The organism is Acinetobacter tandoii DSM 14970 = CIP 107469 (assembly GCF_000400735.1).
Classification (GTDB): Bacteria; Pseudomonadota; Gammaproteobacteria; order Pseudomonadales; family Moraxellaceae; genus Acinetobacter; species Acinetobacter tandoii.
The window spans coordinates 240,985-255,811 of the sequence record NZ_KE007367.1 but is presented as its reverse complement, the minus strand read 5'-3'; the positions used below and the strand labels follow the sequence as shown (position 1 = coordinate 255,811).

The 14,827-nt window shown below is 38.2% G+C and carries 12 protein-coding genes; 9 read left to right on the top strand and 3 right to left on the bottom strand.

The window, feature by feature from the left end:
• The first annotated feature begins 199 nt into the window (after positions 1–199).
• The 3 genes from betI to betA all read left to right on the top strand — a co-directional run bounded on the left by betI (position 200) and on the right by betA (position 4,078).
• The gene (betI, locus tag I593_RS10560) at positions 200–826 is read left to right on the top strand and encodes a transcriptional regulator BetI (protein ID WP_016167563.1); all 627 of its coding nucleotides are present in this window, start codon (positions 200–202) and stop codon (positions 824–826) included.
• On the top strand, positions 819–2,291 hold the full coding sequence (betB, locus tag I593_RS10555; protein WP_016167562.1) for a betaine-aldehyde dehydrogenase: 1,473 nt from the start codon (positions 819–821) through the stop codon (positions 2,289–2,291). The genes betI and betB overlap by 8 nt, the downstream gene beginning before the upstream one ends.
• A gap of 113 nt (positions 2,292–2,404) precedes the next feature.
• Positions 2,405–4,078, top strand: coding sequence for a choline dehydrogenase (betA, locus tag I593_RS10550; RefSeq protein ID WP_016167561.1), 1,674 nt, complete (start codon positions 2,405–2,407; stop codon positions 4,076–4,078).
• 264 nt (positions 4,079–4,342) lie between these two features.
• Here the strand turns inward: betA and I593_RS10545 are convergent, their stop codons facing one another.
• A complete protein-coding gene (locus tag I593_RS10545; protein ID WP_026440967.1) occupies positions 4,343–4,603 on the bottom strand; it encodes a hypothetical protein in 261 nt (86 codons plus the stop codon).
• Positions 4,604–4,615: 12 nt separating this feature from the next.
• Between I593_RS10545 and mqo the strand changes: the two genes are divergently transcribed.
• From mqo to I593_RS10530, 3 genes are all read left to right on the top strand, one after another.
• Positions 4,616–6,250, top strand: coding sequence for a malate dehydrogenase (quinone) (gene mqo, locus I593_RS10540; protein WP_016167560.1), 1,635 nt, complete (start codon positions 4,616–4,618; stop codon positions 6,248–6,250).
• Positions 6,251–6,322: 72 nt separating this feature from the next.
• The gene (locus I593_RS10535; RefSeq protein WP_016167559.1) at positions 6,323–7,597 is read left to right on the top strand and encodes an MFS transporter; all 1,275 of its coding nucleotides are present in this window, start codon (positions 6,323–6,325) and stop codon (positions 7,595–7,597) included.
• Positions 7,598–7,662: 65 nt separating this feature from the next.
• Complete coding sequence (locus I593_RS10530) at positions 7,663–8,148, top strand: hypothetical protein (protein WP_016167558.1); 486 nt, start codon at positions 7,663–7,665, stop codon at positions 8,146–8,148.
• Between the two features lie 99 nt (positions 8,149–8,247).
• On the opposite strand, the gene I593_RS10525 is transcribed toward I593_RS10530, so the two are convergent.
• Positions 8,248–8,445, bottom strand: a complete 198-nt coding sequence (locus tag I593_RS10525) for a hypothetical protein (protein ID WP_016167557.1) — start codon at positions 8,443–8,445, stop codon at positions 8,248–8,250.
• Between the two features lie 296 nt (positions 8,446–8,741).
• Between I593_RS10525 and I593_RS10520 the strand changes: the two genes are divergently transcribed.
• Complete coding sequence (locus I593_RS10520; protein WP_016167556.1) at positions 8,742–9,032, top strand: hypothetical protein; 291 nt, start codon at positions 8,742–8,744, stop codon at positions 9,030–9,032.
• 312 nt (positions 9,033–9,344) lie between these two features.
• Entirely contained in the window at positions 9,345–11,858 is a 2,514-nt protein-coding gene (locus I593_RS10515) for a TonB-dependent siderophore receptor (protein ID WP_016167555.1), read from the top strand.
• 434 nt (positions 11,859–12,292) lie between these two features.
• Here the strand turns inward: I593_RS10515 and I593_RS10510 are convergent, their stop codons facing one another.
• Positions 12,293–12,925 (bottom strand): HEAT repeat domain-containing protein, encoded by a 633-nt coding sequence (locus I593_RS10510; RefSeq protein WP_016167554.1) that lies wholly within the window; start codon positions 12,923–12,925, stop codon positions 12,293–12,295.
• A 599-nt stretch (positions 12,926–13,524) separates the two neighbouring features.
• On the opposite strand from I593_RS10510, the gene I593_RS10505 reads away from it, so the two are divergent.
• The gene (locus I593_RS10505; RefSeq protein ID WP_016167553.1) at positions 13,525–14,769 is read left to right on the top strand and encodes a tyrosine-type recombinase/integrase; all 1,245 of its coding nucleotides are present in this window, start codon (positions 13,525–13,527) and stop codon (positions 14,767–14,769) included.
• Positions 14,770–14,827: the final 58 nt, after the last annotated feature.

Below are 14,827 nucleotides of genomic sequence, written 5' to 3'. Positions count from 1 at the left end.
TCTAGCTGATAAATATAAATTTATCCAAATATACAACGGTCAGATGAGCAACTTTTGCTGTGAATTTAAACAACAGTGTACTTTTAATTGATTGAACGTTCAATCAATTAAAAGTATCATAAAAAAATGCTATGATGATTTCCATGTAAATTATTGAATCTAACGCCTTTAAATTTAAGGCAAATTGTTCTGGATTATCATGAATAAACGTAGAGTAAAACCTGAGCATGAGCGCCGTGAAGAAATCATTAATGCTGCCTATGCAGTCATTTATGAAGTGGGCTTATCCAACACCACTATTGCTCAAATTGCGAAAAAAGCACAGCTTTCTACGGGCATTGTGAGTCATTATTTTGGCGATAAACAAGGTCTCATTCACAGCTGTATGCGACAAATGCTCAAAGTTTTGGCTGAAACCACGGCGAGTTATAAAGCACAGGTTGCACAGCCGAGTCCAGAATATTTGCTCAAAGCCATTATTGATGCCAACTTTGACATCAGTCAGGTCAACAACACCGCCATGCGGGTTTGGTTGGATTTTTGGTCTGCCAGTATGCACCTACCCGACTTAGGTCGTCTGCAACGAATCAATGACCAACGTCTTTATTCGAATTTGAAGTTTCATTTTTTGCAACTCATGCCAAAGTCACAGGCCAGCCAAGCCGCTAAAGGGTTAGCAGCACTGATTGATGGATTGTGGTTACGTGGAAGTTTAAGTGGTCATCAAGCATTTGATCGTGATTTGGCACGTTCTATTGCATACGACTATGTGGATATGCAACTTCGCTTAATTCAACAGATACGGCAGGAGCAACAAAATGAATGATGTACAGCTTCATAAGCTTTATATTCACGGACAATATTTTAATGCCACCAGTGGTCAAACTTTTGACAGTATCAATCCTGCTACAGGACAGGTCATTGCCAGCATTCAACAAGCCTCTAAAGCCGACGTCGATGCAGCCGTACACAGTGCTGTACAAGGGCAACGTGAATGGGCTGCCAAGACGGCAGTCGAGCGTGCCCGTATTTTACGTCGAGCAGTCGATATTTTACGCGCACGTAATGATGAGTTAGCGCGTCTCGAAACACTCGATACAGGTAAAGCATTCAGTGAAACCTCTACTGTGGACATTGTCACTGGTGCAGACGTTTTAGAATACTACGCAGGATTGGCGACCGCCATTCAAGGCGAACAAGTCCCTCTACGCGAAAATAGTTTTTTCTATACACGTCGTGAACCTTTAGGTGTGGTGGCTGGGATTGGCGCTTGGAATTATCCTATTCAAATTGCACTGTGGAAATCGGCTCCAGCCCTCGCTGCGGGAAATGCCATGATTTTTAAACCCAGCGAAGTCACCCCCCTTACAGCCTTAAAACTAGCAGAGATTTATACTGAAGCAGGTTTACCTGCTGGGGTTTTCAACGTTGTACAAGGTTTTGGTGCTGAGGTGGGTCAATGGTTGACTGAACACCCCGACATTCAAAAAATTTCATTCACAGGTGGTGTCGCGACAGGTAAAAAAGTGATGGCGAGTGCTGCTGCTTCTAGCCTCAAAGAAGTCACCATGGAACTTGGCGGTAAATCCCCTCTTATTATTTGTGCCGATGCCAACCTTGACCGCGCAGCCGATATTGCAGTGATGGCAAACTTCTTTAGTTCAGGCCAAGTGTGTACCAATGGGACACGTGTTTTTGTCCCTGAAAATTTGAAATCTGCATTTGAACAAGCTGTGATTGAGCGTGTCAAACGTATCCGTATAGGTGACCCTATGCAGGCTGAAACCAACTTTGGACCTTTAGTCAGCTTTCCGCATATGGAAAAAGTCTTGTCTTATATTGAGTCGGGTAAACAACAAGGTGCAACCTTATTGATTGGTGGACAACGTGCCACCGAAACAGCGTTCGCACAAGGTGCATATGTATTACCGACCGTTTTCACCGACTGTCACGACGACATGCAAATTGTACAGGATGAAATCTTTGGTCCTGTCATGAGTATTTTAAGCTACGACACTATCGAGGAAGCGATTCAACGTGCCAACAACACCAATTTTGGCTTAGCTGCGGGTGTGGTTACACAAGATATTTCCCAAGCACATCGCATCATTCATCAACTTGAAGCTGGTATTTGCTGGATCAATACTTGGGGTGAATCCCCTGCTGAAATGCCTGTCGGGGGTTATAAACAGTCAGGTGTTGGGCGTGAAAATGGCATTACCACCCTTGAACACTACACCCGTATCAAATCCGTTCAAGTTGAACTGGGTGACTATCAAAGTATTTTTTAATGCTTAAATTTTAAACAACTCAATGCCGTCTCAAATCTCTCTTTATTTCATCCTCAACTCAACAGGTGACCACGTTCTGCTAGGACGTGGTACTGCCATAGAAAAGGATCATTATGCATTCTCAATACTACGATTATATTATTATTGGCGCAGGTTCTGCGGGTAACGTACTGGCTGCTCGTTTAACCGAAGACCCTGATGTTTCTGTGCTCTTACTCGAAGCAGGTGGCCCTGATTATCGCCTCGACTTCCGCACCCAGATGCCTGCTGCATTGGCCTATCCCTTACAAGGGCGTCGTTATAACTGGGCGTATTTAACCGATCCTGAACGCAATATGAATAACCGCCGCATGGAATGTGGTCGTGGCAAAGGCTTAGGTGGTTCATCCCTAATTAATGGCATGTGCTATATCCGTGGTAATGCCATGGACTTAGAACAATGGGCTAGCTTGAAAGGCCTTGAAAATTGGAGCTACGCCGACTGTCTGCCTTACTACAAAAAAGCGGAAACACGTGACATCGGTGGCAATGACTATCATGGTGATGCTGGGCCTGTTTCTGTTGCTACCCCTAAAGTAGACAACAATGTTTTATTCCAAGCCATGATTGAAGCGGGTGTACAAGCAGGATATCCACGAACGGAAGACCTAAATGGTTATCAACAAGAAGGTTTCGGCCCAATGGATCGAACCGTAACCCCGAAAGGTCGTCGCTCAAGCACCGCACGTGGCTATTTAGACATGGCAAAAGATCGAGCAAACCTAAGCATCATCACTCATGCCATGACCAATCGAATTTTATTTAATGGCAAGCAAGCGATTGGTGTTGAATATATTCAAGGGGCAAATTTAAACAATCTGCACCAAGTCTATGCCAATAAAGAAGTCCTCCTGTGTGCAGGAGCAATTGCATCACCGCAGATTTTGCAACGTTCAGGAGTCGGTGCAAGCACTTTGCTTCAATCACTGGATATTCCAGTCGTACATGACTTACCAGGCGTGGGTGAAAACCTGCAAGACCATTTAGAGATGTATTTACAATACAAGTGCAAGCAACCTGTTTCTCTCTACCCCGCTTTAAAATGGTACAACCAACCTGCCATTGGCGCAGAGTGGCTATTTAATGGGACAGGAATCGGGGCAAGCAATCAGTTTGAAGCTGGCGGCTTTATTCGATCATCCAAAGACTTTGCTTGGCCGAATATTCAATACCATTTCTTACCTGTGGCGATTAACTATAATGGCAGCAATGCAGTCAAAGAACATGGTTTCCAAGCGCATGTAGGCTCAATGCGTTCGCCTTCACGTGGTCGTGTACAAGTAACATCTAAGAATCCTTTCGACCATCCAAGTATCTTGTTTAATTACATGTCGACCGAACAAGACTGGCAAGAGTTTCGGGATGCCATTCGAATTACCCGTCACATCATGCAGCAGCCTGCATTAGACCCTTACCGTGGTGAAGAAATTAGCCCAGGCAAAGATGTACAAACCGATGCTGAGTTGGATGAGTTTGTGCGTAATCATGCAGAAACGGCATACCATCCTTCTTGTAGCTGTAAAATGGGTGAAGATGATATGGCTGTAGTCGATGGACAAGGCCGTGTGCATGGTATGCAAAGTTTACGTGTGGTCGATGCATCGATTATGCCACTGATTATCACGGGTAACTTAAATGCAACCACCATTATGATGGCCGAAAAAATTGCAGATCAAATCCGTGGTCGGCAGCCTTTAGCACGATCCACTGCACCCTATTATCAAGCGCTTGAAACTAACATAGTCTAGTTGATTGGATATATCGTAAGACCACTTTATTAAGAGCCATTCTTGTGGTCTTATGAGCCGATTATATTTATTAGGTATCATAACTAGATATATTTTGAATATATTTTCATTCTTTTAATGGCTCAGTACTTCCGCATTATCTTTGCGGAAGTATTATGCTGTAATGACAGTAAAAAATAGGGTTATATTAGAGAAAAACTCTAGTTCATTGATTTATAGAAGAAATAAATTAACTCTAAATCACTGAAATTCATAAAAAATAAATTAACCATCACTCAAATTTATAGATATTATATCTACATTTATAATAAAAATTACTGAGTCAATACTTATTTCGTCTAAAATGGCAACCGATTGGAAATGTGTGGTTAAACTAAAAGGTACATTTTTTCTTAGTCTTAAGGATTCATGTATTTCACTCCCTCTCTTCTGAACTTTTAGTTTGCCACCATTTCCGTCAACCTCTTTTTTATTTTTGCTATTACCCTCTATTCGCTCTAAAGCGATGCAAAAACCTGCTCCCAAGGTCAAAATCGCATGAAAACTTTTTTAAAATACCTCGCGGTATTTGTCGTACTGCTTTTGCTTGCAGTATTGATTTTTTTATTCCGACCAACTGTGTCTAAAAAAATTCAAACCTCAAATAATGAACCTGTCGTTGATGCAGTCTTGGTCGGTGGCGGAATAATGAGCGCCACCCTAGGTACTTATTTGACTGAGCTTGAGCCAAACTGGCAAATTCGTATGTACGAACGACTGGATCAAGTTGCCCAAGAAAGCTCAAATGGCTTTAATAATGCTGGCACAGGTCACTCTGGCTTTATGGAAATGAACTATACCTCTGAAAAAGATGGCAAAATGGACATTACCAAAGCTGTAAAAGTTGCTGAACAGTTTGAAGTTGCAAAACAATTCTGGTCATACCAAGTCAAACAAGGTGTTTTAGGCAAACCAAATAGCTTTATTAACCCAGTTCCTCATATTGCATTTGTATGGGGTGATAACGTGAATTTCCTAGAAAAACGTTATGCAGCTATGGTTAAAAACCCAATGTTCTACGGCATGAAGTTCTCTGAAAATCCTGCCGAAATTAAACAATGGGCACCTTTGGTGATGAATGGCCGTGATGCAACACAAAAAGTAGCTGCAACACGTATGGATGTGGGTTCTGATGTGAACTATGGTTCAATCACCACACAATTGGTCGATCACCTTAAAAAGCAATCTAACTTCCAACTGCAAACCTCTACAGAAGTAACTGGCATTAGCCAAAATGATGACAAAACGTGGACTGTATCTTTCAAAAATTTGAAAACAGGCGCAACCAACCATGTCAAAACTCGTTTTGTGTTTATTGGTGCAGGTGGTGCAGCAGTTAAACTCTTACAAATGACAGGTCTTCCTGAAGCAAAACAATACGCTGGCTTCCCTGTAGGTGGCGTGTTCTTAATGACAGACAATCCCAAAGTTACTGCTGGCCATACCGCGAAAGTCTATGGTCGTGCCGAATTAGGTGCTCCGCCAATGTCTGTTCCACATATTGATACCCGTTATATTGATGGTAAAAAATATGTGCTCTTCGGACCATTTGCGACCTATTCAAATAAATTCTTAAAGCAAGGTTCTCAGCTAGATTTATTAAAATCAACCACAAAGAACAATGTGCTGCCAATGACTGCTGTAGGCATGGAAAACCTTGATTTGGTGAAATATTTAGTGAGCCAAGTCATGATGTCTGATGAAGATCGTTTTAATGAGTTGAAAAAATACTATCCTGATGCAAAACCAGAAGACTGGCATTTAAATCAAGGTGGTCAACGTGTTCAAATCATTAAGAAAGAAGATGGCAAACCAGCCCAACTTCAGTTTGGTACAGAAATTTTCGCCTCTAAAGATGGTGCTGTAACCGCATTGTTAGGTGCTTCACCTGGTGCTTCAACTTCACCTTATATTATGTTGAGCCTGCTTGAAAAAGCATTCCCGCAACAAGTACAAGGCCAATGGAATCCGAAATTACATGAAATTGTAAAATCGTACCAACAGGAGTTAAGCACAAACCCTGTATTGCTTGACCAAGTTCGCCAGTACACTAGCACGACCCTAGGTTTGAAATACACACCTATGGCAAAAGCTGCGAATGATGAAACCGCTGCTGTAGCTAAAGCACAATAAGCCTTTCTAAAATACAAAAGGATGGACTTCGGTTCATCCTTTTGACCTTTCCCGTCGTTACTGCTTTTAATTATGTTTCTTTTACGCTCCGATGCATTTGCTGCATTTCGTTTGCGCGATTTTTCCTTACTTAGTATCAATCAACTCTGTCTGGTTCTTGCTCTTGTTATGCAAGAAATTGCCATTAGTTATGCACTCTATCAGATTACCCAAGACCCTTTAAGTTTAGGTTTAATTGCTGCTGTAGAATTAATTCCATTTATTGGTTTTTCTTTTATGAGCGGTCATTGGGCCGATCACTATAATCGTCAGAAAATTTTACAATGCAGTTTCTGTTGCAGTTGTGCAATTCCATTACTCTTTATTATTCTTTTTAAAAGCTATGAAGAACAACAAATTACACAGAATTTATTATTAATAGGTATCTATTTTCTAATTTTTTGCTTAGGCGTCATACGTGGAATTTACAGCCCTACATTCAATTCATTACGCCCTTTTTTAATTCCTACTCATGCACAAGCAAATGCTACTACTTGGACAAGCGGGATATGGCAGTTCGGAGCAATCACAGCACCACTATGTGCGGGACTTTTACTGAGTCAGTTTGGACTCAAGTTCACACTGATGGTGGTATTCATCTTTTGCTGTTTAGGAAGTGTAAGCCTTTTTCACCTTTCAAAACGTACTTTCCCAGCCACATTAGAAACCAAACTTCATCGTAGTTTAAAAGAAGCGTTGTACTTTATGCTGCAACAACGCGTGTTGTTTTGGAGCCTATTACTTGACCTCATTGCGGCATTATTTTGCAGCGTTGTAATATTACTGCCGATTATTACTCAAGACGTCCTACAGCTTGGTGCTGAGAGTTTAAGCTTATTAAGAGCGGCACCTGCCCTAGGCAGTTGTATTATGATATTCATTCTGCTGCATTTTTCTCCTGCGCAAAATGCTTTACGGAATATGTTGCTCGTCACTACAGGCATAGCAACTTTGACACTGGTGTTTGCACTCTCAAAATTACTCTGGCTTTCGTTCATCTTGTTAATATTCATCGGTGCTTTCGACTGTATTGGTATGGTTATACGTCAACACTTATTACAACAGCTTCCACCGAAACAACTTTTGGGACGTGTCGCAGCTCTGAATGGCATATTGGTGACTTCTGGAAATCAACTAGGAGGGCTACAAAGCAGTATTACAACCCGATATTTATCCATTACACCTGCTGTATTGATTGGTGCGAGTCTTTGTTTAAGCCTCTGTTTCATCAGTTACTTTCTTACCCGAAATTTACTAAAAACATCATTAAATCATGAGAAATATACAATACTTACAACAGAAAAATAGAAGCTTACAGAGAATATGCCTATGCTTATTTTAAGCGTAATGAGTTTGGATAAGGATTGATTTTTATGGCAAAAACAACCGAATTAACCCATCGACTTTATACGCTCATGTACTTTTTAATCATCTTTCTTATATTGGCGTATTGCGTACTCAATGCAATTTATACGGTCATTATTGGTGGAACTACTTTTTATTTATTTGCCAGTTTTATTTTAGCTCTTCAATGTATTTTTGCTTTACGCACTTCTCTCGACAGCCGTATTTACGCCAGTTTAGGGGTTGTGCTGCTTATTATTGGGCTATTGTATACACATGGGCTGGACTTTCTAAACCATTTAAAAGCAATTGTATTGGTTCCTGCTTTAATTTTAACTGCCTTTGGACTAGATAATTTATATAGAAAGCCAAACAGACTTACTTGTCTTAAAATCGGACTGATCATCGGCTTATTGCTCGTGGCTTATTGTCAATATTATGATTTAGTAGAACTGCAAAATTATTATGACTCTTTACATAATGGGGAGACTTGGCAGCAATTTGGCGCATTATAACAACTCGCACAAAAAACTCGCCATGTTAAAACTTTACTATCCTACTTCTGATTCATCGTGTTATTGCATACAAAAAACCGCCTTTAAGGCGGTTTTTTACTAGTCTAAAATAGCAGACCAGAGTGAATAAAATGCCTGAATCTCTGATTCTAGAAATTCATCATTTTCAGCATCATAAACAAAAGATTTTTCTTCTAATAAGTATTCGCCATCTTGTTCACTAAGATATTTTTTTAAGAAAGTTTTAAAGTTATTTGCTCGATCAGGGAAAACTTGTTCTCCGTCAAAAAAGATCATAACAACCTCGAACTGCCTAAATTAGCCTAAATTTTAGCATATATGTTGATTTTTATCAATATATGATAATTTTATGATAAATACATCACTGTTTTATAAGTAAAAACTCATTAAATAGATGAAATTCATTGATTAAAAATTTTACAAAACCACACCTCATGAATGTGATTAATTTTACATATAAATAGGTTAAATTGATTTATGTATCGTTATATTAATTTAATGTGATTTATTTTGCATTTTTTAGATTTGCTTCTACAATGAAGGAAGGGATAAGAAAAAGAGGTTCAAAACTCATGAATTTCGATGTATTCTTTTCTGACAAAGATCGTCATGAAGCGATTGATACAGCAAAGCAAATGGTATTTTTGCCAGAGAATTGTTATTTCCTAGAAAACCAAAGCCCAACAATAAACTTTTATCAAAATAATGATCATGAAATTTTTGCGAAAGTTGTTGTTTCATATCAAAATTGTGTAACTGAACTTATAACTGATAAACCTTTTACCTTAAAATTTCACGATAATGGAGTGCATCAATTTTGGGAATACATAGATAATGGTCCTAAAGAGAGTTGGCTTTTGTGATGCAATATTTTCAGCACTAAACCCCACAATAAGAAAATAAAAAGGAAACTCTTCAATAGAGTTTCCTTTTTTACGCCCTATCCTATTTTAGAAAAAACAAACCTTATAACTTAAGAATAAAAAATATTATTTATTACAATAACTTAAAAATCGATAAATTTTAATTTGCTAGACTTTAAAAGTTTTATCTTCTGATAAAAGATAGATGAACCCAAAGCTTAAAATTCTGAATTGTAAAAAACTCAAAAATTCTGATCTTTTTTTTCATGCTCTACGACTTAAAAAGAAATAGATGCTCATATGAGAAATTACATGAAGGATGATCAAGTTAAACATACCTTGGCGATTGCTATACGTGCAGTCTTATTAGGCATACCGCTTATGGGGGGTAGCCTTACAACGACTGCTGTTTATGCTGCCACGACCTATCCAGTGAACATTACCCAACTCCCTTTAGAGCAGGCACTCAAACAGCTTGCTATTCAAACGGAAATAACTATTAGCTATGACTCAAAAACCCTTTCAGGTTTACAAAGTAAAACCCTTAAAGGTAATTATGCTGTAGATCAAGCTTTGGCTGCATTATTACAATCACATGCTTTAGTTGCTGTGAAAGTAAACAACGGTGGCTACAGTATACAGAGAAGTCAAAAAAGTCAGACAGAGCCGCGTATCGTACAACTTCAAACAATTCAAAGCCAAGCTGACCATTCTCCAGTAACTCATTCGGACATTTCATCGACAACCAATATTGCACAACTTGCCACAATCTCACTACAAGCTGATCAAAACAAACCATTAACGACTGAAGGTTCAGGCTCATATTCCGCAAAGGCTTCAACTGCCTCAACTGGTTTGGTTCTGTCTCTTAAAGAAACACCACAATTGATCAGTGTAATTACTCGCCAACAAATTGAAGACCAAAACCTAACCCAACTAACCGATGTCGTTTCACAGACCGCAGGTTTAACTATGAGTCAAAATGGTAATGTTGGCAGTGATAACTCACCGATTTATGCACGTGGTCAAAGTGTAGACAACTATTTACTTGATGGTGTAAAGCTGATGAGTTCATACACCAGTATATTCCAAAGTCAAGACACTGCTTTACTTGACCGCATTGAAGTTGTACGTGGTGCCAATGGTTTAATGACAGGTGCAGGTTCTGCCAGTGCCAGTATTAACATGGTTCGAAAAAAACCACTCCAAGATTTCAAAGCTTCTGTTAGTGCAAGTGCAGGCTCATGGGATACCTATCGAACCGATGTAGATGTTTCTGCTCCATTAAATCAATCGGGTACACTTCGTGGGCGTACCGTTTTAGCCTACCAAACGGGTAAATCTTATATTGACCGCTATAGCGAAAAACGAAAAATTGCCTATGGTGTTGTTGAGGCTAACCTCACAGACAAAACCAAAGCCAGTTTAGGGGTCAGTTATCAACAAATGGATATTTCTGGTATAGCCCGTGGTGGTTTACCTTCATTTTATACCGATGGCAGTCTGATCAATTGGTTACGTTCAGATTCAAATGCTGCAAGTTGGAGCGAATCTGACAGAACAACAACTGCATATTTTGCAGATATTGAGCACCAATTGAACGAACGTTGGAAACTCAAAGGAGTTATATCTCGAACAATCACAGCATCTGATGAAATTGTAGGCTATGGTTACTCACGCTCAGGAATCAATAAAGAAACCGGAGCTGGTACGTTACTTTATGGATCTCATTGGGACTACGAACCAACTCAGGATTTATTTAACCTAACCTTAAATGGTTCATTTGACTTACTTAACCAGAGCCATGATGTGGTTTTAGGTACGACCTATGCCAGAAGTAAAAATAAACGCCCAACCTATTCAGGTTGGAGTGTGAATACTTTAGATAATATTTTTGAATGGGATGGCAATACCCCTACTCGCCCTGAAATGCCTATCGGTGGCTGGTACAGCAATGATGAGAAAAGCCAATCTGTATTTGGTGCCGTCCGTTTGAAACTCACAGATCCACTGGCGGTGATTTTAGGGACGCGGGTTGAAAATTGGCAACGTATAGATAATGAATATACGGCCTCAAATCAAACTCTGGATACTTCAAAACGTGAAGAGAAAGGTAAAGTCATTCCGTATGTTGGCATTACTTATGACTTAACAGAGCAATGGACGGGTTATGCAAGCTATACCAATATTTTCTTACCACAAGATAAGCAAACCATCACTGGTAGCTATATAAACCCACTAGTCGGAAATAGTACAGAACTGGGGATTAAAGGTGAATTTTTTGATAACCAACTAAACTTCGGTGCGGCCATCTACCAAACACAAGAAGACAATAAAAGCATTGCGATAGAAGGAAAAACTGCACCAAATGGCTCTCAAGCATACCGTACAGAATCAGGAACCAAAAGCCGAGGTTTTGAGTTAGAAACGACAGGTAAATTAACAGATACGTGGCAAGTTTCTGCCAGTTTTTCACGTAATCTCTCTCAAGACAAGAATGGCAAAAACTTAAATACCAACATCCCAAACAATACGGCTAAATTATTTACCACTTATACCCTGCCTTATCTGGATGAAGCCTTAACAGTCGGCGGTGGACTACGCTGGCAAAGTGAAATTTATCAAGATGGGGGACCTAATGGTGCTCGATTTATACAAGATAGCTATGCATTAGTAGATCTTATGGCGAAATATAAAGTTAGCGAAAATTTATTACTCAACTTTAACTTGAATAATTTATTCAATGAAAAATATCATTTATCAACTACCAATAGTTACTATGGTGCGCCAACCAATTTCAATATGGGTGTTCGGTACAGCTGGTAAATTAGATTTTTAACATATCAATAGTATTTTTACAACCTATTTACTTTCCCACAGTGAATAGGTTGTAAAGAGCGAGAAGCTATCTTTTCTTTATATTTATTGCACAGCAACAGAAAGATCCTTGTACTAGAAAATGTTTATTAAGGTTTGTTTGAGATTGCTATTTGATCCGTCCACACTAATATAGTTGTTATAGGAAAAAGTTTTTAAGTTTTGCTTTGAATTAAAATTACTACTGCTTTGAAGCATCAAGCCAAGATGACTATAAACCCGATGACCGTCCTTATAGGTGTTTTTTTGTACTTAGGTTTTTATTTTATATATTCGTTATGAACTTTATATCTCGTATATATCTATGAAATCTATTTTCTATTAAAAAGTGATGAGATGATAAAACTAGATTTATTAGTAGCTATCGCATCTTGGCTCGGAATTTATGGATTGGTTACCCGAATATCTTTTAATGATGGATTAGCCACCGTGTATGTTGAAATTAAAGCCTGCTTCACTTCATTAGTTGTATTTGGGTCTGCTTTAAGCTGATTGACTGCATTTGCTATACGTCGACGTACTGCTTCATTATGAGGTAATGAATGCTTAAGCTCATGTTCCTGCTTAGTAAGCAATGATGCATTATTGAGAACAGCTAATGCCGCACTTTGAACCTTAGGATTAGGATTTTTTAAATAAGGAATAATTTCATCTGCCGCCTCAATAGGATTTAATGCGGTCAAAGTAATCAGAATTGCACTTAAAGCCTCTGGATTCGTTTCATTTTGCTTCAACAACTCAACTAATTTTTGAATTTTATCTTCCTGTGAATATGCAGAGTTATCATTTATATCCATCATACTCTGCGCCCATTTTGGAGCAGCCTTATAAAGAAGATTTTGTGCATTGCCAGTAGCACCACTATTCGCCATAAAAGCATTCGTACTGTTCTTGTAGGGTTGTGCTCGTTGATTCAGTCTTACATCATCGCTTTTCTTGGAATAAATAAACAAACCTATAAACGCTATCACTACTGCTGTAATGGATAAATAAATTACCTTACTGTTATTTTTCATACTACTCACATTTCTAAATAGAATACCCTTAGAAGTAAGGTAAGGGGATCAAGGTCATTATAAATTAAATTTAAGTGCAAGCCTTTTAAATGTTATTAATACTGCTATTCCAAGCTTAAAATCAAACACTCTTTAAATTTGTTCCAGTCATGGAAAAGGTCATTTAAAACCTGTAATAACAGTAAATGGTGCTAAATTGCGTTAACTGATATACGTAATTTGATGGGTACTTAAAATGCACAAATCAGTCAAATAATAAAAAACCTCCATTTGGAGGTTTTTTTATTTAAGTGGATTATTCATGAATATTTTTGTATTTATGAGAATTATTTTAAGTGCTTACACGAATTCTAAAAATAAAAAACCACCTAGGATTAGTAGACCTAAGTGGTTGATATATATGGTGGGCCCACCCAGACTCGAACTGGGGACCAACGGATTATGAGTCCGTTTACATGGTAATTAAAAATCAACAAGTCACAGATATAAAATCAATACTATCATATATTTATATAATTTTAAAATTTTATTATTCACTCTTTTTGTTGATTAATATATATTGATTTTGCTTACTACTTGCTTACCAGACGCTTACTATAATGAAGTTAACAAAACCTGCTATTGATAAAATTGATTGCTCAGACAAAAATAAACCAACTTTTTTTTGGGATGAGAAAACCCCAGGATTCGGTGTTAAAGTTACACCTAAAAATAATAAAAGCTACATCTTCCAAGGCCGTATTGGTCTTCAAAACCGTCGTATCAAAATTGGTGACGTTGAGGTATGGAAATTAGATGACGCTCGTAAATATGCACAAGAATTGGCGATTATGTGCCACAAAGGGATTGACCCATTAATCGAGCGTAAGAAAGCTTTAGCTGATAATAAAGAACTGCTAAAACAAGAAAAGCGTAAAACTATTAAATTTAAAGATGTATGGTTTGAATATTTAAAAGCAAGACAACCTAATTGGCGACCAAGAAGCTATCAGGATCATATCGAATTATCTAGAGGTGGTTACGATCCTGAAAAAAATAGTATTTATACTAATCAACCCATTTATCAACTGTTTGAGTACAAGCTTTCTGAATTAACTGCAGATGTGTTTTGTGATTGGCTTGATCAAAATGACTATCGTCCTACAACATCAGCTAAAGCATATCGACTCACACGCGCTTTTCTGAATTGGTGCGAGGAACATGAAGACTATGAAAACTTAATACCTCCAAAATCATATAACGCCAAGAAGGTTAAAGATAAAGTCCCTTCCTCCAAAGCCAAAAATGATTGTTTGATGAAACAACACCTAAAACCATGGTTTGAAGAGGTAAATAAGTTAACTAGTAGAAAAATTGCGATTTTTTTTATATGTAGTTTAATCACTGGTTGCAGAAAGAATGAGCTGCTTTCATTAAAATGGACAGATGTCGATTTTCGATGGAAAACAGCAAAAGTTAGAGATAAAATTGAAGATGAAGGTCGCCTAATTCCTCTGACGGCATATGTTGAAAGCCTATTTTTAGAACTAAGGAAAAATTCTGATTCTAAATTCATATTTAGCAGTAAGGGTGCTGAATGTGGTCATATTGTCAATCCTTACGATAGTTTAGAGAAAATATGTAAAAAACTAAATATTGAACTTACACCCCATGGATTGAGAAGGTCATATAAAACATTAGCTATATGGGCTAAAATCAATGAGGGATCTTTAGCCCAGATATCAGGTCATAAACCAAGTGCATTAGTTGAAAGACACTATATCGTACGACCTATGGATATGCTACGAGAAACGCTACAAGAATATGAGGATTGGATTCTGAGTTGTGTTAATAGTATCGATTAAAATCGTACAAATAAGATCAATGGTCAGATCGTGATGCTCTCTACTAGTACAGGAAGAT